This window comes from Chitinophaga caeni, from assembly GCF_002557795.1.
In the GTDB taxonomy this organism is placed as follows: Bacteria; Bacteroidota; Bacteroidia; order Chitinophagales; family Chitinophagaceae; genus Chitinophaga; species Chitinophaga caeni.
The window spans coordinates 2748120-2773421 of sequence record NZ_CP023777.1 but is presented as its reverse complement, the minus strand read 5'-3'; the positions used below and the strand labels follow the sequence as shown (position 1 = coordinate 2773421).

The window sequence follows — 25302 nt, the reverse complement described above, 5'->3', positions numbered from 1 at the left end:
GAATTAAAATGAGTATGAAAAAGAAACATATTTTTCTCCCGATAATAATTGCCGGAAGCTTATTAGCTTCTTGTAGTAAAGATTTTATGGAGCGATACCCAACTGCTTCTGTATCTCCTCCTACATTTTTTAGATCAGAAACGGATTTAAAAACATATACCAACCTATTCTATTCATACTTTCCTGGAGATGCAGGAATCTATGGGGAAGCTGCCGATAATATCGTAAAATCTTCCGTTGCCAGGGAGGTTAGCGGTACCAGGTTGATTCCAACAACTGATAGCAAATGGGGATGGGGTCCCCTTAGAAACATCAACTTCATGTTGAACAGCGAAAACGTTATCAATTACAAAGATGTTGAAGTAAGAAATCATTATATCGGTCTCGCCAGGTTTTTCAGGGCGTACTTCTACTTCGAAAAGGTAAGATGGTACGGCGATGTACCTTTTTATAATGTTGTTATCGAAACCAACGATGAAGCCAACCTGATGAAACCCCGCGATCCCCGCACACTCGTAATGGATTCCATCTTGGCGGATATCAATTTCGCAATCGATCATTTAGATGATACTAAAAGCGTGGAAAGGGTTACCAAGTGGACCGCCCTGGCGCTTAAATCCAGGATTTGTTTATATGAAGGCACCTGGCGCAAATACCATACTGAGTTTAGCTTACCCGATGCTGACAAACTCCTGAACGAATGTGTTTCCGCTTCGCAATTACTAATGGAATCCGGGGTTTACAAAGTTTATGATAAAACAACGGGACCAACAGGAAAGCCTTACCAAGATCTATTTTGCCAGCTTACACTTGATCCCGTAGCTGATGAAGTGATACTCGGCAGGCGATATTCAAATGATCTCAGCCTAAAACATAACTTACAATTCTATATCACCGCCAGGACTCAAGGCAAACCGGGCTTTGAAAAACGCCTGGTCAATAGCTACCTGATGGATGACGGAACCAGGTTCACTGATCAACCCGGTTATGATACCCTTCAATTTTTCGAAGAAGTACAACACCGCGACCCGAGGTTATCTCAAACCATCAGGACGCCGGGTTATACCCGCATCGGGCAAACCGAGATAATATCACCAGATTTTGAAGCAACCATGACGGGTTACCAGCCTATCAAGTGGATGAATATTCCTACTTACGATGGTAACGGGCAGTCGGTTCAAGACCTGGTGCTGTTCCGTTTCGGCGAGGTATTACTAAATTATGCGGAAGCCAAGGCTGAACTCGGAACACTCACGCAAGCCGATATCGATAAATCGATCAAACTATTGCGCGACCGCGTCAACATGCCGAATCTCGATATGGCCGCGGCCAATGCCAACCCGGATCCATACCTGGTCAATCAATACAAGAATGTTTCCGCCAATAATAAAGGCGTCATCCTGGAAATCAGGCGCGAAAGAAGGATCGAGATGGTGATGGAAAGCAATCTTCGTTGGGAAGACCTAATGCGTTGGAAAGAAGGACACCTGCTTACGGATGCTTTCCAAGGAATGTATTTCCCTGACCCCGGTTTCTATGATTTAGATCATAACGGTTCCAACGACGTGGAAATATACACCGGTGAAAAACCACCGTCAACCGGGCCTTACCAAATCCCGGCTAGTGACCTGTCGGGCGGCACGAAGGGTAATATTATTACGAATAAAAACATCGCTAAAACATTCGATGAAACCAAGGATTACCTTTGGCCATTGCCGATAGAAGACCTGAACCTCAATCCTAACTTAGATCAAAACCCATATTGGAAATGATGCCGAAACAATCTATATACTATAAAAAATGCTTGCAAGCCGCCTTATATTTCGGGATATCCGGCTTAGTAACATTTACAGCTTGTAACAAGGATCCGTATTTACCCAATAGCGAAGCAAAATACGTGGAGCTGGGTTACGGTGATGCGACCTACGGGAATGATAATGATGCCGAGCCTTTAATGACCGGTATTAAATACATGACTTACAATATTCATGCGGGCGCTCCCCCGGCCAATCCCGGTACAACCGATTTACAAGCCATTGCAGATGCTATCAATGCTGCCGATCCAGATATCGTTTTCCTACAGGAAGTTGACAAAAATACAGGTAGGAATGGCTACAACGGCGACCAGGCCAAGGATCTCGGGGAGTTAACGCAGATGAATTTCACGTTTTACTCCGCTATCTCGTATGGTAAAGGTTTTTACGGGGTCGCCATCCTCAGCAAATACCCGCTGAAAGGTGTAAAAAAATACTTGCTTCCCAAAGAAAACGCCGATGAAGAACAAAGGGTCATGGGTATTGCCATGGTAGATTTACCGGGTAAAGATTCTATTTATGTAGCAGTGACGCATTTACAACATAACAGCGCAACAAGCAGGGTCGCTCAAATCACGGAAGTCGGCAATATTGCTGATAACCTTCAACACCGTTTGTTGATCGGTGGTGACATGAACGAAAAACCAAGCGCAACGGACTTTTTCGCGGTATTTGACGCCCATTTCACAAGGGGCTGTAGCGGCGTTAACTGCCCTAATACTTTCAGCGCTCAAAACCCAACATCGATCATCGATTACCTGGCATATAAACCGGCAAATGCCTTCAGCGTTAAAAGCTATGCTGTAATGCCCGAAGCAAAGGGTTCCGATCATTTGCCCGTGGTAAGCGAGTTAAACATTAATAGATAATCATCTAAATATCATTAGCATGAAATTACATGTGTACTTTATATTAAGCTGTGTAATGGCAAGTTTATGGCTTTCGGGATGTAAGAAGGATGAAGACCAATTGCAAGGACCTGTTATTACCATCAGCGATGAATACCTAAACGTAGAAGGCTATAACGTGGGTGAAGAAATCAGCATCCCCGTTCATATCGAAGCCGTGGCCGGGGTGAAACGCTTGGCATATTATATCATTTATAACAATGCTAACGGCACCGAATCTGGCACACCAACTTACATTGATAATACAGATTACCCTACTTCTTTGGATGAAGATGTAGTATTCACCGTGGAAGCTAATTTCCGGGAACTGGTCATCATAACTTTTGATAAGTATCATAAAAATACCGAAGTTCACATTAGCCCGGAAAATGTAAGAAGTGCTCCTATATTGGAGTTTAAAGATGGCATCGACTCCCGGGAATCAGTGTTTGAAAACAAGAAACTAACAGTAGAAGGCTCCATCACTTCCGAGTATGACCTTGAATCTGTTACCTTTCAAACGATCGTGGATGGAACTGCAAGCCCCGAAACATCGATCGCGTTCAGCAACCCCAAAAATATCGACTTTGCCGCTACCGTAGTCATACCCAAAAACATGACGGCTATCGTGATTAAAGCCAAAAACAGTTTCGGTGGTATGGCTGTCGATACTTTCAAAATTGGCACCGTGGTTGATGATGATGTTAGCATTGCCATGGAGGGTGGCGCCACGGCGGTTCCTGTAGTTTATGCCGGTGTCGAAAATACGTTGAACGGGAATGTATATTCCGGTTCCGATGTAACAAGCCTTACTTACGCACTGAAAATAAACGGTGTATATGGCCCGGAAAATAATATCACGATCGGCGATGTAAAAGATGAATTCGCATTCAGCCTGAAATTCAATGGCGATAAAGGTACCGAAGCCATCCGCATTACGGGGATGAACGCAGGTAATAAAACCCGCGCCACCGAGTTCCCCGTAGAAAAGGTATATAACAAGTTGGTACGTTTTACGAATATCCAACTGACCACGGAAATAGGGCCGGGAAAAAATAACTGGTTTGCCGCGTACCAAGCGCCGCATGTATTCGATATTAATACTGCCGCCGCTCAGCAACTCATGCTCGATATCGCGCTGGTAAAGTATAGCTCTACCAGCTTCCGTATTATGCCGGCAGCCGTATTTGCAGCGGGAACAGCTTACGCGGATGCCATGGCGCCTTACATGGTTGGTTTCACCAATGCTACCTACACGCTCGTTACCGCGAACCGACCCGCTATCACTCCTGCCGCCTTTGACAACCTCGAATGGGATGGGCAAATGATGGAATTCCTCGATGCCAAGGTACGTGCCCCGGTAGCTCAAGGCGGCGAGAATTATAACTTCTATAAAACAAACCGCCGTACCAATAGTGATCTCAAGGCCGGGAGCGGTTTTATTATAGGTTGGGGACAATGGGATCCGATTAGTAACCAGGCATTTGGTATCGTGATGGTGAGGGAGTACAGTGTTTCCAATGGCGTAGCCACAGCTACCTTGGAGATTAAAGTTCCCGAAGTAGATAATCGAACCAAGTACAACCCTGTATCGCTGTTCGATTACAACCCGTAATTTCTTTTTCTTCATTTATACAGGCTTGATGGAATCTTTTCCCGCTCAAGCCTGTTTTTATAAAATTATTTTGATGATATTGAACAAAAGATTGCTAGCCGGATGCTTCGTTGCCGCGGCATTTTTCACAGCGTGCAAATCCAGCCAGACCAAGCAAGATCAAAGTAAAAAAAACTTCAAGGTATTAACTTATAATATTCACCATGCCAACCCGCCGGGGGAAGCAAAAGATTATATTGACTTAGACACAATTGCCGGGACTATAAAAAATTCCGGCGCCGACCTGGTTGCCATCCAGGAGTTGGATAGCGTGGCAGGACGTTCGGGTAAAGAATTTCAGCTGAAAGTATTAGCCGGTAAGTTAGGGATGCATTATTATTTCGGTAAAGCCATCGATTATGATGGTGGTGGTTATGGCATAGGAATTTTATCGAAATATCCTATCCTCGAAACACGCACGGTACCGCTTGAAAACATAGCGGGATTTTCGGGGGAAAACCGGGCCTTTATTATTGCTAAAGTTCAACTGGACAAACAACGGCAAATTTATTTCGGCAGCACCCACCTGGATGTAACCACAGCCAAGAACAGGGATTTCCAGGCGGCACAAATCGTTAAAGAAGCCCGTACACTTTCTTTACCGTTTATTATCGGCGGTGATTTCAATGCCTTGGATACCAGTCAAACAGTTAGAACATTGCAATCTTATTTTAGCGATGCCAGCCAATTGAAAGCGCCGACCATACCAACGCACAAACCGCGCAGGAGAATAGATTACCTATGGTATGCACCCGCGGGAAGTTTCAAGGTTATCTCGGAAAAAGTGTTGACAGGGGAACAATACGGTTCGGATCACCTGCCCTTCCTGGCAAGTTTCGAGTTGAAAACCGAGCGATAATTACACTCCATATTTTAACGACAAGTTTACTAACGCTGCCCCAAAACAAAAAAAACCGGGATCGAATTGGATCCCGGTTTTCTATATGCAATACGTTTGTTTTATACCTCTCCCCCCATAAACGGATCCGTCAGGCTTTCCTTTCCATCTTCTACCCTTCCGGCATATCTTCTCAGGTACTTTTTTTCGCCTTTAACGGTCATTGACCAATCATACCAGCCCTTGCTTTTGCTCAACGGCAGCACCATTTCCACGGTACTTTTAGCGGCAATTTCCCGGCTGATCGATTTGTTTCCATAAGCGTTATCGGCAACCAAAATAGACACCGGGGATGCTGCTAAATTTTTAACTTGAACCACCAGGTTACCGGTTGGTTTCATACCGACACCGCTTACTTCCGGCTTAGCGGAAACATGTATCGAGGGATCATTGGCATCACCAACAAATTCGCGGTAAAAACCGTTCGGTGCACCCACCCTTAAACGGTAATTATTATCATCAAATTCTTGAATGTTCCAATCGTAATCCAACTGGTCCCCGGCCACCAAAGCAAACGACCAGTTCCGGTTTAACTCCCCTTTGAACTTAGCGGGAGCATAGGCCGTAAACGGGGCGCCGGCGGACTTCTTACCAAATATTTTGTTCCCTGCTTTTAGCTGCAACTTCAATACACTTGAACCGGGTTCTTTATTGGCATCAGCATATAATTCATACGGTAAGGCACAGGAAGGGCGCGTTCCTTTTTCTTGTAAACGCAAACCTTTGCCGGCAATCTCGTTCGCATCGCGATCGGAGATCTCACGGTAACCATTGGGCAGATTCTTGAACTTCGCGTTATAGATATCTTCAACGATCTTGTGCTGTTCAATAAAAGGTAAAGGCTTCGGTTTGCTGCCATCAAAGGGGCTAAATACCGAGGTTAGGTCGCCGCTGATAGCCCTGCGCCAGTTACTGATATTCTCAGCGTGAATATTTTTCTTAAATTTTTGGTTAATAAAGGTTTCCAAGAACTGCAAAGTAGACGTATGTTCAAATAACTGTGAACAAACCTTACCGCCCCTACTCCAAGGGGAAGCCACTACCAGCGGCACCCGGAAGCCCAATCCTATCGGGGATTCGCGGGCATTCTTTTTACTAAGCCCTTGTTTCAATTCAGCATCCAGGCGAACATGTTCAATCTCGGTATCGATAGAAGGCGAACATTTCCCGGTTCCCGGCAATTTGTTATCGCAAATAGAATATGGAGGCACGTGATCATAATAACCATCATTTTCATCATAAGTTAAAATGAAGATCGTTTTCTTCCACACCTCTTCGTTATTCGTAAGGATATCTAAAATTTCGGATACATACCATGCGCCGTACCATGGGGCGCTGGGGTGATCGGAGAAATTTTGCGGGCTGGCCAACCAAGACACGGTCGGTAATTTCCCCTCGTTCACATCTTTACGGAATTGATAAAACAGGTCACCTTCGGGAACATTTAATTCACGTTCCTTTTTTCCGTCTTTATATTTTAATGCTGTGAGCTTATGAAAATCAGGATCAGCAGCATTATTCACGAAGGCGCGGTTGAAAAGCTGCTTTTGCTGACCGGTTAATTTTTCATACGATTCTTTATTCCATTTGGCAAACTCTTCCTTCGCATTATCCAGTGCCGCCTGCTTCTTATTGATGCTTTCCCTGTTTTTCCGGGCGGCATCTTCCGTTGAAGGACTGGCTTCCTGGAGCTTGTTAATCTCCTCCGGCAAAGTATCTATTTGCTTGATTAAGCTCTCCACGTAACGCTTGGAGAATTTCACGTTATAAGCAGCGAAAAATTCCAAGAGATTACATCCGAAATTAGCTAACCACGAACGTTCTTCGCCTTTAAATCCGCCGCCGCAACTGATATCATTTTGATAAAATTTCCATTCAATGCCATTCTCTTGTAAATATTCAGGGAATGTTTTCCAGCCCAACTTTCCATAGCTGTAATTGTCATTCCGGATATGTGCCTGCATAACGCCGTCAACCTCGGTACTGATCTTACCTGTCCAAAAGAAAGAGCGGTTGGGAGTTGTACTGGTCATCGCGGAACAGAAATTCTGATCACAAACGGTGAAAGCATCTGCCATGGCGTAGTTAAATGGAATATCTTGCCGGGTAACGTATCCCATGGTCAACGGCATTTCCTTGAACTCCTTATGTCCGGAACGTTTCGCCGGGAGCCATTGATCGTACTTACCCTTGTTCCAAGCATCCACTTGGCTGGGCCTGGAATGCGGCAAAGCGCCCATCCAGGTAACTTTACTGTCCTTCAAATCCAAGCGGAAAGGAGCATACGTTTCCCCTTTCTCATTAGTTTGGCACCAAACAGGTTTTCCATCAGGCAAAGTAATAGCCCTGGGATCATTGAAGCCCCTCACGCCTTGCAAAGTACCGAAGCAATGATCGAAAGAGCGGTTTTCCTGCATTAAGATTACAATGTGTTCTGCATCTAAATAAGTGCTACCGGGAGAAGGATCTATAGCGAAAGCTTTCTGCACGGAGGCGGGAAGTATCGTGGAAAGTCCTGTAGCACCGGATAATAGAACTGATTTTTTAAGAAAATCTCTTCTTGAATCCGTCATAATAATGAAGATAATAATAAGTGTAAAGAATATGTCTTCGAAAAATAGCAAAGGTATCTTCCAAATTATAAGATTTTGTGATAAGCGGCCAGGATTAATATTTATTTAATTTGCATCCCGCTCACCGATCCGGCTATATACAAAAAGCCTTCCCTAGATAGATATCAGGGGAAGGTTCATTTTCAACAATCTATAATCAGGAACAGGGTGTACCTGGTTATGTGCCAGCCATTGCGATCCTGTAAGATCGCCTGATATAAGACCTAGTGAAATCCAATAGTTGCAAGGTTAAAAAGATGCTGCATTCTTCCCATATATTCGTTTCGTTATCGAGAAACTTCAATACCTTCCGGGGATCATTTCTTTCGAATAATCTCATGAAAATATCTTTACCTTTCGAAGAAGAATTTTGTAATACATCGAGCAAAATTCCATCATAAGTATGAAAGCGACCGGGTGTTCCCCGGTACGTACCTATCGGAACATCTTCTATTAAAGCGTTAAGAATTGCTTCACAATCCTTCTGTATAAAATTAAACGTGTACCCGCTGGAAGCTTTTGTTTGCCCACCGGCAGTACCGGTATGGATGATCCTATCATTATTCCTGTTGAAAGGATAATCCGTCATAGGGATACTACCCTTTTCCACTTCTAATATCTTGTAAGCGGTAGCATGCAGATGTGTGCGAACAAATCCTGATAAGGCCGTATCGTATTCCTTATCTTCTAACATGGCGGGAGAGAAAACCGTGTACTCGATCAGGGCGCTGGTTTCCGTAAATGGTAGTACATAATAAAAGCCCGTGCCTTGAGTTTGCGGGGCATCGAAATCCATGAAGACCGCTTGCCCCGGATCAAAAACGGGTTCCCCGGTTTCTATGACCCAACCCTTAAAATGTTGCAACATCTTTATAAACGGAAAAGGATCATTTTTTACGACCGGGGAAATGCTATTGAAAATATAATCGGCCAGGTATTTATCTCCATCAATGATAACGTAAGCGGAGTTTTTATCTTGCCCCATCTCGGCTACTACGGCCTTTAAGAAGTCTACCTGTGGCGCATGTTCTAATAATTGGTCGGTAAACTGATAAAAATCGATCCCGCGGATCATTTTGTACTGGTAAGGTGCGATAGAAAATTGCAATTGCCTATCTGCCGAAGCTACTTTTAAGTTTGACCATCTTTTATAAACGATGGACTCAAACAGCCCCTGCTTTTCTTCCCAAAAGCACCATGTTCTATCATTAGAATGTTTAAACTCCCGGTCAACGATCAATAACTTTTTCCCCTTGGCTTCCAGGTAAGGCAACAAGCGAACCGCCAAGCTGCGCCCGGCGCAACCACCACCTGCTATTATATAATCGTACCGGGTCATTTATGCAGAGTATTTAGGTCGCTTCTCCAATATTTCTTCGTTACCCAAAGCATCCCGAAGGCTTCCCCGTCATGCCGCTCCAGGTGCTTATGATGCATTTTATGCGCCCAACGGATGGAGCGTATATAGCGGTTGTTAGAGCGGGAAAACCATTTAAAACGCTGGTGAATAATAACATCATGCACCATAAAATACGCTAAGCCGTATAGAAAAATGCCCAGGGCCATGAAAAACATCCAGTTCAGGCCATCCTTCAAACCGAACCAAAACAATAATATACTGGGAATGGCAAAGATGAGGAAGAACGCATCATTCTTCTCGAAGAAATGCGGTGTTTTCTGGTGATGATCTTTATGTAGATACCATAACAATCCATGCATTACATATTTATGCGTTGCCCATGCCACCCCTTCCATCAGGATAAAAGTGAGCAGTACGATGAGTATATAAAAAAATAAAATCATAATCGATCATTCATTTTACCAGGCGCCCATTTTACTGCGGATACCAGCATCTAAAATGATAGCTAATTTTTGAACATTGGGAATCCTGATCCTTTGTTGCAGGATGGATGCTGCCCGCTGCTTCCTAATTCTTTTAAACAGCGAAAAATAATACCGGTATGCAACGTAGACCCCGAAGCGTGCCTTGATCGGCAATTTCAAGATACCTTTCATAGCTGCTTCGAAGTCCGTTGCAATACCATTTTCCACTGTTTGCTTTACCTGTTCATCAAAATTTCTTAGATCGACACCCGGGAAATACGAGCGTTGTAAATGAGATTGATCATCTTCCAGATCGCGCAAAAAATTAATCTTTTGAAAAGCTGCCCCGAGTTGTTGAGCCGTCGGGACCAAATCATTGTACAGCGCTTCATTCCCTTCGCAAAAAACCATCAGGCACATCAAACCCACTACTTCCGCAGATCCATAGATATAAGAATCTAGTTCCTCATGGGTATGATAAACTTTTTTATCAAGATCCATCTCCATGCTTTCCAGGAAATCATCGACCAGTTGCAGGGGGATGTTATATTGATGTATCGTTAGCTGGAAGCTTTGTAAAACCGGGTTCAAGCTAACCTTATTATGGATCGCCGCATATACATCGGATCGAAATACATTCAGTAACTTCTCTTTATCGTACTGGTGAAAAGTGTCTACAATTTCGTCCGCTAAACGAACAAACCCATAAATGGCATGAATATGCCGTTGCAAATCTTTATGCAATAATTTGATCGCCCAGGAAAACGAGGTACTATAATGCTTGGTAACCTCGCGGCTACATTTCATACATACGGCTGAATATGTTTCGATTGTGTTCATATCATCATCGCATTTTTGGACGCTAATGTTTTGAGAATCTCCCCGGCTGCTATTTCCCCCGAAATAATCGCCGGGGGAACGCCCGGCCCGGGAACGGTTAATTGTCCCGCGTAAACCAAGTTTTTCACTTTCCTGCTTCTGAGTGAAGGTTTTAATAATGCGGTTTGCGTTAAGGTATTGGCAAGACCGTAAGCATTTCCTTTAAAGGCATTGTAGTCTTGCATAAAATTCGAAGTCGCATAATGCTGTTGAAATATAATATGCGGCATGATGGAAGTTTGTAAATGCTTTTCCATCCGCTTGATAATTTTCTTGAAATAAAACTCCCGCAGTTCAACTGTATCGCCGGATAGTCCGGGTGCAACCGGGATCAATAAAAACAAGTTCTCGCATCCCGGCGGGGCAACTGTTTCATCAGATACCGAGGTACAACAAGCATAAAATAATGGATCATCCGGCCACTTGGGCGACTTGTATATATCGGCAGCATGTTGATCGAATGGCGCATCAAAAAATAGCGAGTGATGCTGCAATCCCGGCAACTTCTTATTCAAGCCGATATAATATAGTAAACAGGATGGCGCCATATCCCGCTTAGTCCAATAGGAATCGGAATAGGTACGGTAAGAAGGCGGTAACAGCTCTTGCTCGATGAAGTGGTAATCAGCAGTGGCCACCACCCCGTCGGCCTCCCAATGTTTCCCCGCGGTCGTAACGACATTTGTTACCTTATTTCCTACAAATTCAAATGCCGCTACATCCTGTTGAAACTCGAATGCAACTCCCAAAGATGTGGCTAAGGATTGCATAGCTTTCACGATACTGTACATACCGCCTTCCACCGGGTACCATGTACCTAGTTTGATATCGGCGTAATTCATTAAACTATATAATGCCGGGATATGATCTGGCATCGCGCCGAGAAATAAAACCGGGAAAGACAGTATCTGCCGAAGTTTAGGATCATTAAAATATTTGCCGATATGCTTCGACATTGAATTGAACAGGTCTAATTGCAACAGGGATCTTATGACATCTTTATCTACGAATTCCTTCAAACTCAAAGCGGGTTGATATGCCAATCTCTCCATGCCGATGGCGTACTTTTTTGCCGCCCCATCTAAAAATTTGTCCAGCTTCCGGGCGCTCCCTTTTTCTACCGATTCAAATAATTTTCTCAACTCGGCGTACCCGCTCGGGATGTCCATATTTCCATCCTCCCAGGCAACCCTGTAAGAAGGTGATAAACGTTTCAACGTGTAATAATCAGTGGTCTTTTTACCGAAACGGTTGAAAAAACGTTCGAATACACCCGGCATCCAATACCAACTTGGCCCCATATCGAATGTAAAACCCTCCGACTTTAATTGCCTCGCCCTGCCGCCGGCCTGGTCATGTTTTTCCAATACCGTTACTTCAATCCCTTCTGCAGCCAAGCAACAAGCAGCAGCCAAACCTGAAAAACCAGCACCTATTACAATGACTTTATCCATAAAATCAACCTAAATAATACGAAAACATACTAATTTCGTATGTAAATATACTACTTAAATTGAATTTTGGTATGATAACAGACTATTTTTTAGATAATCTTGTTAATTTTGTTAAAACCGGGAGGAGATTTGGATTATACATTTATAAAATCTTTAATAGGATTAGCGGAAGAATATGAGCATGCTACGTGCTTGGAACAGCCGGAGCTTAGCGAGTTCGTGCGTTGGATAGAATCGGGCAGGCAATCTACTATGCCGGCAGCGCCCGCCTCTACTCCGGAGGGCTATAGTGATGCACATGTTGGGGGAATGATTAGCAAGTTAATCGTTTACATGTACCGCTATGCCAAATTATATATAAAGAAGGGCTTGGAAGGCAGTCCCTTACAATCGATGGACGAGTTCGGTTACATGGTAAGTTTATTACAGCATGGCCCGATGAATAAAACGCAGTTAATACAAAGAAACATACAAGAAAAGCCGACGGGTATTGAAATTATTAACCGGATGATCAAGTTGGGATTCATAGAAGAACAACCGAATCCGCAAGATAAGCGCAGCAAGGATTTATTTGTAAGTGAAAGCGGTAGGTTGATGATGGGGCAGTTATTCCATAATATGGATCAAATCTCCCGGCTGATCCTCGGTGATTTATCCCCGGCGGAGCAGTTACAGTTGATGAACCTGCTCCTCCGGTTAGACGATTTTCATAAACCGATATTTATGAACAACCTGGATAAAGTAGATGAGATTCTAAAAAAAGATTGATTTACACGAACATCCTTTTCTTATTAAAATTGATTTTGAATTCCTTCGGTGTACAACCTTTCCGGCGTTTAAATAATTTATTGAAGTTGGCCATATTGTTAAACCCGCATTTATAAGCGATCTCCGAAATGGTTTGCTGCGTGGATATCAACATGCGCGTAACATGACCCAAGCGGATCTCGGTCAAGTTCTCGGTAAAAGTATAGCCCGTATGCGCCTTGATAAACCTACTGAACGAGGCTTCTGACATGTTGGCAACTTGCGCTATCTCGGCCAGGGATATCGGGTTTCCAAAGTTTTTGTTCATATACTCGAAAGTGCGTTCTAACCTACGGCTATCGTAACTCACGATTTCTTTCATGAACGAGGGATCAGATAGCAATTGGCAATTTCTTGACAAGGAGAGGTCATGCAACAGCGACAATAAATGTAAAAATGCATCGAAACCGTTTTTCTTTTCCAATGCAATTACTTGCTCGCTGAACATTTGAGCGGTTTGGGCATCGAATAAAATCCCCCTTTTCGCTTGCTCGAACAACATTTTTATCGAACGCAACTGGTCTTTCTCCAGGAAGCCTTGAGAGAAAAGATCCTTGTCGAATTGAATGGTTACCTCTAATACATCTTCCGCGAAGTCCGATTCCGTAAACCAACCATGCGGCAGGTTCGGCCCAACTAACACCAATTCCACGTTGGCAATCTCCCCGATATGATCTCCCACGATCCGTTGTATGCCCTTACCGCCGACGATCAAGTTCAGCTCCATCTCTTCATGGGTATGTAATGGGAAGGTAAATTGCTTTTTCTTCCTGCTATAAATAGAAAAGCAGTCATGCGATGCCAAGGGGGTAATTTCCCGCATCACTTTTTTGAACATATTATTCTCGTTAAACATGGAATATTTTTTTTACATGGAATGTTTTACGCCCGGTTGTATCAGTAGATTGGTTTTGTTTTGGCGCTTTTTCCAATAATATCGATCCTGTCCTATTTTCATTTGTAGTTGCGTACAGGATTTTTGAACTATAGTACAGATTATCACAAACAATTAACATTCAATAACTTAAAATTGATCAAAATTATGTTTTATCGGATTTACAGGTTAAATTCCCGGAATTAGATACTTTTATAGGAAGTATAAAATCACGAAAGGGGTAATTTAATTGAATCGTCGTTCCAAGTCTACAGTTATTAGGGGCATGTTATTTTCTTGGCTATGCATGTGTTGCTTTATCTATGTAAAAGGGCAGCGCCGGAACTATAATTTCTATAATTACTCGACTGATAATGGGCTGCTGACCAATGACTACCAAAAAATATTTTACGATTCCAAGGGATATGTATGGCTGGCTTCCTTCGATGGATTATTTCGTTGGGATGGTTACAGCGTAAAAAAATATGCCCAGCGCGAAGGCGATTCTTTAAGCCTGGATAATAATATTGTATATGCTATTTACGAGGACAGCCAACATCACCTTTGGGTAGGTACCATCGATGGATTGAATTTATATGACCCCTCACTGGATGTTTTCAAACGTATACCATTAACGCCGGATCATCCCAAGATACCCGTAAACGATATCCTGGAAGATTCCCTGCATCAATTATGGCTCGGCACTTCCAACGGCTTATGTCTTTTTGACACGGATAGCTACCAAACGGAATGGTTCCATTCCCCGGAGAATGAAAGCATATTATTTTGCTTGACAGAAGGGGCCGACAATACCCTTTGGGCAGGGACCTTCAATCACGGCGTTTTACAATTCAATACGAAACGAAGGACTTTTAAATCTTTTAAAAATAGTCCCGGTAAAAACACTTCGTTATCCAGCAATAAAATTCAATGTATTTTAATTGACAGGCAAAACCGCATCTGGATTGGAACGGAAGATAGAGGTCTCACCGTGATGGACCGGGACGGAAAAAAATTAGCTTCCTATGATAATATATCGGGTGTGCAACCATTTACCCATAGTAATGTCAGGAGTTTATACGAGGATAAAGAAGGGAATATCTGGATCGGTATAGGAAGGGAAGTCTTGTGCATGGTAAAACCCGGAACTTTGCAACCGGAGCCACTGAAGATAAGGGCTCAAAATAATGGCCGCGAAGAGGTCGCCTATGTGACATCCATTACTGAAGATGATTTCGGCAACACCTGGTTCGCCACCGCCGGGAACGGATTATTCACAACCAACCATAATAAAAATGTATTCCAAAACTGGCTCACCCGCCAAACAGCCGTAAAAGGGCTCAATTCTACCGTCACTACTTCATTTTATGAAGATGCTTCTCATAATATCTGGATAGGTACCGCCGGTAGCGGCATATTGCATTTTAATCCCGGCGCTACCCTGCCGGGCTTTCAATTACAGCCCCAGCTAGCTTCCCTCGCGGTAAATGATGTAAAGGGTGATCCCGATGGCCATATTTGGATTGCAACCTGGGCCGATGGTTTGAAAGAACTAGATCCCAAAACCGGCAAGCTCACCAGTTATATGTATGATAATGCCAACCAAAATAGCCTGGTCAACAATGATGTAAAAGCGTTGCTAGTTGACGACAGCCTTATTTGGATCGGCACGCATGGAGAAGGGTTAACGATATATAACCGTTTGAGCCGCCAATTTACCCATTATAAAAACAATCATAAGTATCCATTCAATTTACAAGAACCTGCCTGGGTGAACCATTTGTATAAAGACAGGAAAGGCCGGGTATGGATCAGTACCTATAGCGGCTTATTTCTTTATGATGGCGCTCAATTGCAACATTATAGCCATTCGGAAGACAGCACCAGCATTAATAGCAACTCCGTAAACATGGTTACGGAAGACAACTCCGGCCGGATTTGGGTAATTACCGAACAGGGTTTAGATTGTTTCAATGAGGAGCTGCAAAAGTTTGAACATTTTAATCAAAGGCTGGCCTTGCCCACTTCGATGAAGTCCATCATATGCGATGCCCAGGGAAATTTATGGTTGGGAACTAACGATGGCTTGATCAGTATCCATCCCAACAATTACAAAACTGTTAGGTTTGATAAGGATGATGGGTTATACGAAAAAACATATTTTCAAAAGGCAGTTTTGAAAAGTGCTAACGGCACCTTGTATTTCGGCGGCCCCAAGGGCTTCAGTTCATTTAACCCGCTGGCATTAAAAAGCGTGGAAATGCCATCAAGATTTTATTTTACTGAACTCAGTATCTTAGGCGAAACGCAATCCCCCGGAAGTCCCAACTCGATCTTAAAAAGGTCCTTGAATACTACGGATACCATTACATTAACACAGAAGCAATCATTCTTTTCCATCGGTTTCACGGCTATCAACCAATATGCCCCGCAAAAGATCAAGTACAGTTACCGCTTGAACGGCTACGAAGATTGGATTGATGATGTGGATGAAAGAAAAATATCTTTCTCCCATTTGCAACCCGGTATTTATAAATTGCAGGTAAGATACAGTGATATTTACGGGGAATGGCAACCTACCATACATTCTCTTTACATACAAATCCTTCCATATTGGTGGCAAACTTGGTGGTGGAAATTTATGATGGCCATTCTTGCAATCATCATTACGGTTGCTATTTTTTACTGGAGGGTCAACTCGGTTAAGAAAAGAAACCGCTTGTTGAAACAAGAAGTAAAGAAACAAACCGCACAATTGCAGGCTGCCCATAATTCATTGGTAGAACAACATGATAAAGTCCGGTTACAAAAAGAAGAGCTAGAATCATCGTATGACGAAATCGTAAGGCAAACAGATAAAATTTTACTACAACAACAACAGATTTCCAATCAGAATATTGAGTTGGAGCAGGCGGTTTCATTATTGGAAAAATCCAATGCCAGCAAGGATTATTTCTTCTCGATACTGGCGCACGATCTTAAAAACCCGGTGGCCGCCTTAAGGGAATTATCTTCCTTTATGAAGTCCCAACTTGGCAAAGTAGATATGCAAACCCTGCGCGATTATGTTGAAAACATGTATAGCGCCTCGTCCAAAGTATTTGATCTACTTGTCAACCTGCTGAGCTGGTCCATGTCACAATCTCGCCAAATCCAGTTTGTGCCGGTAGCCTGCAACCTGGATCAATTGATCCATGAGAGTGTGGAACTGTTGCTGCAACAAGCGCAAGAAAAAAATATCCAGTTTAAGCTTAAACTCGAAGATCAATTGTGGATAACTGCCGATTATCAAATGATGGCGGTCGTGATCCGGAATTTATTATCGAACAGCATCAAGTTTAGCCAACACAACAGCACCGTTACCATTACTTCCCAACAACGAGATCAAGGGAAAGTTTTGCTAATCATAGAAGACGAAGGTGTAGGAATGCATCAAAAGCAACTGGACAGTCTGTTTGATATTAATAAATCAGATTTACAGAGTGGTACAGCGGGAGAAAAAGGCACCGGTTTAGGACTGGTGATCGTCCATGATTTCTTGGAGGCCAACCATGCCAGCATCAAGGTTTCCAGCCAAGTAGGGAAAGGCTCCGTCTTCGAGATACTGTTACCGGTTGCCCATGAAATTCCCGGGCAAGCTACCAATGAAACCGGCGAAATAAACAACATGCTCTCATCGAATAGCTGGCAACAACTTCCTGCCGAAAAATTTGTAAAGCTGAAAGGCAAAAAAATTTTAATCGTGGAAGACAGCAAGGAAATGCGGGATTACTTGCGATGGTTATTAGCAGATATCTTCGAAATATTCGAGGCTACCGATGGAGCTGAAGCTTACCAAATGGCTATCCATGAAATGCCTTCCATCATCATTACAGATTTGTTAATGCCTAATACTGACGGTCTTACATTTTGCAAGCAGCTAAAAGCACAAAAAGCAACCAGCCATATCCCCGTTATCATATTAACCAGCCAGTCTGACGCCACCATCCAAGCCAATAGCTACGAAGCCGGCGCCGAGGCCTTCCTGGTAAAACCGGTGCAACAGGAAATATTAACCCAGCTATTACTCAATATCCTGCAAAAACAGGATAGTCTTTACAAGGGCATCCGCGAACAAATCTTCCAGGATCAAGAACATAGTTTAGCCGGAAAAGAGTTGTTGAGTGAAGTAGATCAACAGTTTTTGGATGAGCTGATCCGTTATATTGAAAGCCAGGTGTCAAACCCCGAGCTAGATGCCAAACAGGTTTGTAAAGCGATGTTTATCAGCCGAACCTTGTTGTATAACAAGGTAAAATCACTTACCGGTCAAACGGTACACGAGTTTATCAAGGCCATCAGGTTACGGAAAAGTGTGCAATTATTATTAGACGGCAATATGAGCATTAGCCAAATAGCCCTGGAAGTGGGCTTTAACAGCCATTCTTATTTCGACAAATGTTTTATCAAGCAATTCGGAATGGGGCCAAAGGAGTTTGTCAACAGTAAAAAAACCATCAAGTAACCAGCTCCGGATAACATAATAATTTATCAAGAAAGCATCAAACAGCATATACATGCTTTAGTATTTTTGTACCGTTGATCGATATTGTAGACCCGTAGTGATCGATCTATCCACGTATTGAATCATTCTCCCGGTAATTAAATTATAGCATATTTTCATGAGAAGTCGTTTTGGTTGCATGCTGTTATTAGCGCTTATAGGCTTGTATTTTCAATCTGATGCACAAATAAAATTTAACAAGATCCACCAGGAAACACAACATATCAAACAATATCAACTAGCGGAATGGGTAGTTGACTTTACGGCTGATTTTACAAATCCGTACGATCAGCAACAAGTGCAACTCAACATGTTACTCACCGATCCCCGGGGTTTACCGCTTTACCTGCCCTGCTTTTTTGATCCATTGGATCAAGGTGGTACATGGAAGGCAAGGTTTACACCGCAAAGTAGCGGCACCTATCATTACCAATTCCAAGTTGTCAATGGAAAAGAGGCATTAAGCTCTGCCGATGCAACATTTTCTGTAACAGCAGGTAATGGCAAAGGATTTATTCATAGCCATGATTTGTGGACGTTTCAATACGATGACGGCAGCCTGTTCAGGGGTGTAGGAGAAAATATCGCCTGGGAATCAAGATCCTTCGAAGATGATAAATGGACGTATGACTACCTTTTGCCCAAGCTAGCTGAAAACGGCGGTAATTTTTTCCGGACATGGATGTGTTATTGGAACCTGCCCTTGGAATGGAAAAAAGTCCGTAGCACCAAGCGTTATCAAAATAGTGAAAGCTATTTCAATGAAGGCGGCATCCGCAGGATGGATCAATTGGTGCGCATGTGCGATTCACTGCACTTGCATTTTATGCTAGCGATGGATTGGCATGGTCACCTGATGGACAAAGGTGGTTGGAAAAATAGCAATTACAATATTGCTAATGGAGGCCCTGCAAAAACACCCTCCGATTTTTTCACGATGCAAAAAGCACAGGAGCAATATAAAAATCGCCTGAGGTACATAGTGGCCCGCTGGGGTTACAGCCCGAGTATTGCCGTTTGGGAGTTTTTCAACGAGGTAGACAACGCCGTATTTACCCAGCAAGATAGTTTATTGATCAAACCGGTTGATGTAACACAGTGGCACCAAGAAATGAGCCGGTATTTAAAGGACATCGATCCTTATAAACACCTGGTCAGTACCAGTATTTCGCACCGGGATATTTTGGGAATGAATTCCATCGCCTATATCGATTTTAACCAGAAACATATTTACAAGCATACTGAAAAAATACCGGCCATTTACCCGGCTTATATACAAACATTCGGCAAACCTTATGTTGTTGGGGAGTTTGGCTACCGTTGGGAAGATCAAGACCCCAAGTATGCCACGGAAGCCGTGTTTGATTACAAAAGAGGCTTATGGTACGGTTTATTCAGCCCAACACCGATACTCCCGATGTCCTGGTGGTGGGAATTATTCGATAATCAAAACATGATGCCCTACTTGAAGGGCGTTCGAATGATTAGCGAACGGATGTTGCAAGCCGGGAAAGGTCAATTTGAACCATTGACAGTAGATGCCTGGAATGTACAAGCATTCGGGATGCGTTGCGGCGATGAATATTATGTTTATTTATTGAACAATACAGCACAACACCAAGATCTCAGGATAAAAGTTGATTTACCGAAGAAGACCCAATTAGTATTATTTTCAACCAAAGATCATTCGTTTACAAAAAGTTCATTCGAGCAATCTGCCGGGGGCGTCATTTCGCTTCCCCAGCATACTATCCGTGGGAAAGAAGAAGCCCTATTGATCTTCTCTCCTGCCCGTTAAAGGCATTAAAGTGAAATGATAATGTAAATGCAATAATTCATTTTAGCATAAACATGAATTATTGTAATGGGAAACGTATGCCACAATCATTCGTTTTTGTTCCATTAAAATATATGTTATGAAAAAAATGACCTCATTGTCACTTATTATCCTCTTGCTAGGATCGGCTTGTAAAAAAGATGTAAAGCCCTTACCCCAAGACGAAGACAATTCCACGATCGCACGTGCAGCGATCCCGCAAAGCGCGTTCAACTTGTGGACTACCTGTAGTTCGTTGCCCTACCTGATCAGCGGCTCCGATGGCATTTGCGTTCCTGTAGGCACCTGCGGTACCGACATTAATGCTGCGCAACAAAGCTCCGGCCAAACCGCGAACGGCATGCAGTTCTACGGCTGCTTCAAAGGCGGTAGCAGCGCATATAGCGGTGCGAGCGAGCAGGCCGTATTCGTTTGCGATAATGTTAGTAGCTGGACCGGGAACGAGATGGGCTTCGTGAAAACCCTCAACGATAATACTTTGAAAGGTTACCTGCAAGGTGGCGGAGCATACATTTACCAGACCATCTCGGTAAATGATAATGGTTACCATACCTTCAAATGCCAAGCCCGCAGTAGTAATACGCACATGGTAGATTTCTACGTTGATGGTAATTACAAATTCACGCTAACGAACAATAGCGGCAGCTACTACAACCTGTGGTACTATTTCGTTGGTACGAATCACTGGTACGGCGGCGGTTCGCATAGCGGTCAACAGATCGAGATGTATAACATGCAAACTTTTTAGGTTGAGTTAAGTTCACTTTGAGCTGGTCCCGGGATGAATCGTCCCGGGATTTTTATTTTTTCCCGTAGATCCCGGTGAGCAGGCTCAACCCAAATCGATCCCTAGTTACCCCGTTCAGCCTGGTAGCCCGCGTTTCTCCGTTTACCAAGTACAATGCTTCGGATCCGTGTCCCGTTGCTGCATGTGCATATTGTACTCTAAAAGTGAGCGCAGTTCCATTCTTTATGAAATAGGAAAGATCAAGTTGAGGTTGGATCTCAAATCCCTTGGCATAATGCTCGAAACTGACGGGGTGCTGAAAATCCTCGATTAAATTCCAGTTGGCCGCCGCATCATAATCGAGTTGTCTATAAGTGAATGAAGGGGAGATGTTCCAATTGGGATTGATATTTAATTGATAGGTGAAGCCTACGCTCCAAGCTTTCCAAGTAGGCTGGTATGTAGTTTTTAAATCACTGCGCGTATTCCCGCCTTGAGGAAGTAGGTAATACTTTTCCTTGTTTAAATAATACCCTGCGTAAATGTTTAGGGAATTATATCTATTGATTTTAAGCAGATATGCAACTCCGGGCGTAAACAGCCACTCAAATCCCCTGGACGCATCAAACCGGTCAAAGTAAGTTCGATCCTGCCGATAATCAGATCGATAATCGGCATCCGTTGCATTCCCTGCAACAGTACCAGCTTTATAAAAAGCAACTTGCCCCCAAAGGTTGTTATAAATTCTTTTCTTTATTTCAATGCCGCCACCGATGCTTTGAACCGACTTCCATTTAAGTTCAGACAAAATGTTCGGGTTCATTCCGGAAGTATTACCCGCAACGGACCAATGCATCTGCTTAATGCTATAATATGGCGCTACTGATACCTGCCAACCCGGTTCATATAAAGTAGCGCCGCCCTGTTGCGCCTGTACTTTTAAACTAAAGTGGCAGAACAACAGGGCGACACACAAATATTTGATGTAAATATATTTTATTTCCATCCGGGCATTTGATCCAGTGTAATGATATTATTAGCCGAATATAATGCTTGTAATTCAGTATTGGAATTTTTATCATAAGTCAACTCCGACCAACTCATGAAGAATGTCCACCTGGACTGTGTTTTTAATTCGTTAGCCGTAGGCAAGCGGTCGCATTCGCCTATAGCAATCGGTTTACCTTTGGCTGCTTTTACCATTACTTCGTATTTAGCCTGGGTATAACCGCTGCCATCATATACATCCAGGGCAGCGATATCGAAATAATCATCGCCGGGATAGTAGTCTACCGCATCGGAAGCCAATGAGCCGAAATCTTGTATATCCCAAACCCAGATCAGGTTATCCAATCCTTTTGTTTTAGTCATATAGTCATGCATGATCTGCCAAAGTTTGCGCGTGCCGTTAGCGCCCGTTCTCCCGGCCCACCAGAATTTGCCCTGGTTCATTTCGTGCATTGGCCGCCACAGTACTTCTACACCAGCATCTTTCAACTGTTGTAAATAGACGCAAATTTCATCAACCCTGGCCTTCCAGCGTTTGTTTAATTCGGTTCCATCAGTGATCAGATCATTCCATTGCTCATTCGTCAACTCGCTGAGTACCCCGCTTCCATCATCCCAACCGCAAGGTTCACTGTTAGCCGGGTTGCATGCATGCCACATAATATTAACTACCGCGCCTTTCTCCCATTGTGCAATTGCTTCGTTGATCATCAACTGGCGGTTATCGATATTATCTTGCTGGAAAAGGAAATCACCGCTCCATAACGCGGGATATTTCCCGGTTGTTTTCTGAATTTCGTTCGTCCACCGGGCCGGGGTGCTGTTGGGTTCCCGGTTATGAATGCCGGCCAAAGTTTTCTTACCGGAAATACTATAAAGATAATCCAAGGTTTTAAAGCCTGTTTTCACGGTATCTTCTACCGGCGGGTTCGTCGTTGTTTTATCGTCACTTTTACTACAGGCGCCGAAACTTAGCACAGCCGCGACTATTAATATGTTTACATTCATTATCCTCATAATTTAGACTTATGGTTGCTTTTTAACATCCACCCAAAAGCGCCGTGGGCGTTTTACAAATTTGTCGAGATCGGAATAAATATTTCCCCAATCGTCCACGCCGTTCAATGTAAAATCGAAGGCATTATCCGTAATTGTTTTGGACAATCCATTACCCAGGTCAATAGTACTGGCAGACGCAAAAGTCGCCTTGGTACGTTTGCCGTTGCCATCGATAAAAGTAACGGAGTTGTCGGTATAATCCCTCTCCCAGGTACTGGTTCCTTCCGGTATGGCGCGGTAGAAATTATTGACATCGGTCACCGGGTTTTGGAAGATGAAATCGGCATACATGCCATCAGCTCCCGCATCGTTGGTGACGGTTCCGGTGGTTTTACCATCACCGGTAATACCAGAAAACTCAAAAGTGATCGTATTATCTAGCTCCGCACCCGGTCCACCTGTTGCCGGCCAAACCCAAGGTTTATCCGTCAAGTTCATCACGGCGCCACCGCCGTATTCGGGGCCGGTTCCTCCATACAAAACCAAGTTTTGAATGGTATAGGTACCGAGCAATGTTTCCGTAAAAGGAATTAGCTCTACCGTCCATTCACGTGTATTTCCCGATTCGGAAGTAATCGTGAATTTGTAATGATTGTCATTCCCTGCAAAGTCCAGTGCTTGGCCGTTTGCGGGACTGATAGTAGATTTATAAGAAGTTTGTATCTGCGCAACCACTTTGCTTAGATCGGTATTTCCTTGCATCAACACTTTTACGGAGGCGGTTCCCGCTTCCCTATCAATCGTGGCAGGCCCTACCTGCACCAAGCCTTCTCCCAAGGTAATAGCTTCGATGGAACGTTCGTTACTCTCCACCCCTTTAAAGGGATCTTTCGTACAACTTACCAATGAAATGATGGCAAGAAATGATGCTATGATATATAGATGACGCATATTATTCAGTTTATTTCATTAATGGATTCGTATCAAGTTCGCGCTGAGGAACCGGGAAGAAATAAGCTCCGCTGGTAATGGTTTTACCGTACTGCTGCACCAACACCCTTTCCATGCTGTTCGTCCTGCGCAGATCAAATAACCGGTTACCTTCAAATGCTAATTCCCAAGCCCTTTCTTGAATCACGGCGTTCCTGAAGGAAGTAATATCCAAAGACGGGTTCAGATCCCCGATACCGGCCCTGTTCCTGATTTTATTGACAGCAGCATACCCTTCCGTTGTTGGTCCGCATGCTTCCGCGTACACCAATAGGATATCGGAGTAACGTATAATGGGCGAGTTCGCACTACTTGCATCGCCAATCCTGTCGGGATCAATGAACTTGCGGCTAAATGGCCTGGAACTGCTGTTAATATCTAACTGGTAAACCGAACCATTGTTGGAATAAGAAGATACGATCAGTTGCGTTTTTCGTTTATCGTTTGTTGCATAGCTATCATATATGGCAGACTCGGTGCGGAAATGCCCCCAACCTTGCCCGATATCCATTGATGAGCTACTGGAATCAATTTGATCATATAATATTGTCATCGGGCGATCGGCCGGTAAAAACATGTTGGGCAGCTTGGAGAAACTCCCTTCGCGATCACCGCTCCTGTCTACCGCCGCATCGAAAATATGTTCGGAAACAGCAGCCTTTTTATACACATCGATGCTGAATACATCGGGCAGCTGATCTGAAAAGTTAAATTTACCTTGATGATCATTGACCGCTTTTCCGGCATATAATTTTGCTTGCTGGTACATCTCGTCGGCATTCGCTACGAAATCGTAACCGGGGCTGCCATAATCTTTCGAGGAAGCGAGGTGTAAATATACTTTAGCCAGCAAACCCTCTACGGCAGCTTTATTGGCGCGACCTTCGCTAATGCGTTCTTGCGTGAGCAACTGGTCAGCATTTTGAAGATCGCTGATAATTTGATCGTAAATTTCTTGTATCGATGATTTTGCCAATGGAATTTGTGAAGCATCATCGATCGTAATTGTTCTTAACGGCACTTCTCCGAACATCCTCACCAGGTTAAAGAAATGCAAGGCGCGCAGAAAATACCCTTCACCGGTGATCTGGTTACGTTCTGCATCTACCATTCCCGGAATATTCGGTACATTTTGGATCACCGCGTTAGCCCTGGCAATACCGCGGTACATATAAGTCCAGATATTGTCCAAATCCGTATTTGTAGACGTGGTACGCAATTCATCCAGCTCAAGGTTACCCACGCCCGCATCTCCTTTTTGTGTCAGGTTCTCGGTGGGCAGCTCGGTAATGATATAATAGCCGCGGCTGTAATACCCTACTTCCGGCAGAATAGAATATGCATAAATGATCGCAGCACGCGCATCATCCGCATTTTTGTAAAATGTTTGGGAGTTGATTAACCCGTAGGGATCCTCTTCCATCTTGGAACAACTCGTAGCAAGGCCCACCGTCATGATGGCCGTTGCAATATATGGTATGAATTTTTTTCTCAT

Annotated in this window: 18 protein-coding genes; 8 read left to right on the top strand and 10 right to left on the bottom strand. The window is 43.6% G+C overall.

From position 1 onward, the window contains the following. Positions 1-14 precede the first annotated feature (14 nt). The 4 genes from COR50_RS11755 (at position 15) to COR50_RS11740 (ending at position 5214) form a co-directional block, all read left to right on the top strand. On the top strand, positions 15-1772 hold the full coding sequence (locus COR50_RS11755; protein ID WP_098194162.1) for a RagB/SusD family nutrient uptake outer membrane protein: 1758 nt from the start codon (positions 15-17) through the stop codon (positions 1770-1772). Next, a complete protein-coding gene (locus tag COR50_RS11750; protein WP_098194161.1) occupies positions 1769-2683 on the top strand; it encodes an endonuclease/exonuclease/phosphatase family protein in 915 nt (304 codons plus the stop codon). Before COR50_RS11755 ends, COR50_RS11750 begins: the two co-directional genes overlap by 4 nt. Positions 2684-2702: 19 nt before the next feature. Further along, the gene (locus COR50_RS11745; RefSeq protein WP_157760777.1) at positions 2703-4316 is read left to right on the top strand and encodes a hypothetical protein; all 1614 of its coding nucleotides are present in this window, start codon (positions 2703-2705) and stop codon (positions 4314-4316) included. A gap of 73 nt (positions 4317-4389) precedes the next feature. Further along, positions 4390-5214 (top strand): endonuclease/exonuclease/phosphatase family protein, encoded by an 825-nt coding sequence (locus COR50_RS11740; protein ID WP_157760775.1) that lies wholly within the window; start codon positions 4390-4392, stop codon positions 5212-5214. A 101-nt stretch (positions 5215-5315) separates the two neighbouring features. Here COR50_RS11740 and COR50_RS11735 read toward each other — a convergent pair whose 3' ends face one another. The 5 genes from COR50_RS11735 to COR50_RS11715 form a co-directional block, all read right to left on the bottom strand. Next, on the bottom strand, positions 5316-7826 hold the full coding sequence (locus COR50_RS11735; protein ID WP_098196204.1) for a phosphocholine-specific phospholipase C: 2511 nt from the start codon (positions 7824-7826) through the stop codon (positions 5316-5318). A 217-nt stretch (positions 7827-8043) separates the two neighbouring features. Further along, complete coding sequence (locus tag COR50_RS11730) at positions 8044-9204, bottom strand: lycopene cyclase family protein (protein WP_098194158.1); 1161 nt, start codon at positions 9202-9204, stop codon at positions 8044-8046. Further along, entirely contained in the window at positions 9201-9668 is a 468-nt protein-coding gene (locus COR50_RS11725; RefSeq protein ID WP_098194157.1) for a sterol desaturase family protein, read from the bottom strand. The genes COR50_RS11730 and COR50_RS11725 overlap by 4 nt, the downstream gene beginning before the upstream one ends. A gap of 15 nt (positions 9669-9683) precedes the next feature. Beyond that, the gene (locus tag COR50_RS11720) at positions 9684-10529 is read right to left on the bottom strand and encodes a phytoene/squalene synthase family protein (RefSeq protein WP_098194156.1); all 846 of its coding nucleotides are present in this window, start codon (positions 10527-10529) and stop codon (positions 9684-9686) included. After that, on the bottom strand, positions 10526-12022 hold the full coding sequence (locus COR50_RS11715; protein ID WP_098194155.1) for a phytoene desaturase family protein: 1497 nt from the start codon (positions 12020-12022) through the stop codon (positions 10526-10528). The genes COR50_RS11720 and COR50_RS11715 overlap by 4 nt, the downstream gene beginning before the upstream one ends. A gap of 99 nt (positions 12023-12121) precedes the next feature. Here COR50_RS11715 and COR50_RS11710 point away from each other — a divergent pair, with 99 nt between their 5' ends. After that, on the top strand, positions 12122-12790 hold the full coding sequence (locus COR50_RS11710; RefSeq protein WP_098194154.1) for a MarR family winged helix-turn-helix transcriptional regulator: 669 nt from the start codon (positions 12122-12124) through the stop codon (positions 12788-12790). 1 nt (position 12791) lies between these two features. Here COR50_RS11710 and COR50_RS11705 read toward each other — a convergent pair whose 3' ends face one another. Beyond that, positions 12792-13685 (bottom strand): AraC family transcriptional regulator, encoded by an 894-nt coding sequence (locus COR50_RS11705; RefSeq protein ID WP_098194153.1) that lies wholly within the window; start codon positions 13683-13685, stop codon positions 12792-12794. Between the two features lie 325 nt (positions 13686-14010). Between COR50_RS11705 and COR50_RS11700 the strand changes: the two genes are divergently transcribed. The 3 genes from COR50_RS11700 (at position 14011) to COR50_RS11690 (ending at position 20831) form a co-directional block, all read left to right on the top strand. Then, a complete protein-coding gene (locus COR50_RS11700; protein ID WP_198405635.1) occupies positions 14011-18207 on the top strand; it encodes a hybrid sensor histidine kinase/response regulator transcription factor in 4197 nt (1398 codons plus the stop codon). A 157-nt stretch (positions 18208-18364) separates the two neighbouring features. Next, positions 18365-20044: a DUF5060 domain-containing protein gene (locus COR50_RS11695; protein ID WP_098194151.1), complete on the top strand. Its 1680-nt coding sequence runs from the start codon at positions 18365-18367 to the stop codon at positions 20042-20044. A gap of 118 nt (positions 20045-20162) precedes the next feature. Continuing rightward, entirely contained in the window at positions 20163-20831 is a 669-nt protein-coding gene (locus COR50_RS11690; protein ID WP_098194150.1) for a hypothetical protein, read from the top strand. Positions 20832-20883: 52 nt separating this feature from the next. Here COR50_RS11690 and COR50_RS11685 read toward each other — a convergent pair whose 3' ends face one another. From COR50_RS11685 to COR50_RS11670, 4 genes are read right to left on the bottom strand one after another with little or no spacing between them, the layout of a single operon-like run. Next, the gene (locus COR50_RS11685; RefSeq protein WP_098194149.1) at positions 20884-21816 is read right to left on the bottom strand and encodes a hypothetical protein; all 933 of its coding nucleotides are present in this window, start codon (positions 21814-21816) and stop codon (positions 20884-20886) included. Then, the gene (locus tag COR50_RS11680) at positions 21807-22826 is read right to left on the bottom strand and encodes a glycoside hydrolase family 26 protein (protein WP_232516155.1); all 1020 of its coding nucleotides are present in this window, start codon (positions 22824-22826) and stop codon (positions 21807-21809) included. The genes COR50_RS11685 and COR50_RS11680 overlap by 10 nt, the downstream gene beginning before the upstream one ends. 18 nt (positions 22827-22844) lie before the next feature. Then, the gene (locus COR50_RS11675) at positions 22845-23768 is read right to left on the bottom strand and encodes a hypothetical protein (protein ID WP_098194147.1); all 924 of its coding nucleotides are present in this window, start codon (positions 23766-23768) and stop codon (positions 22845-22847) included. Positions 23769-23778: 10 nt separating this feature from the next. Continuing rightward, positions 23779-25302, bottom strand: a complete 1524-nt coding sequence (locus COR50_RS11670) for a RagB/SusD family nutrient uptake outer membrane protein (RefSeq protein WP_098194146.1) — start codon at positions 25300-25302, stop codon at positions 23779-23781.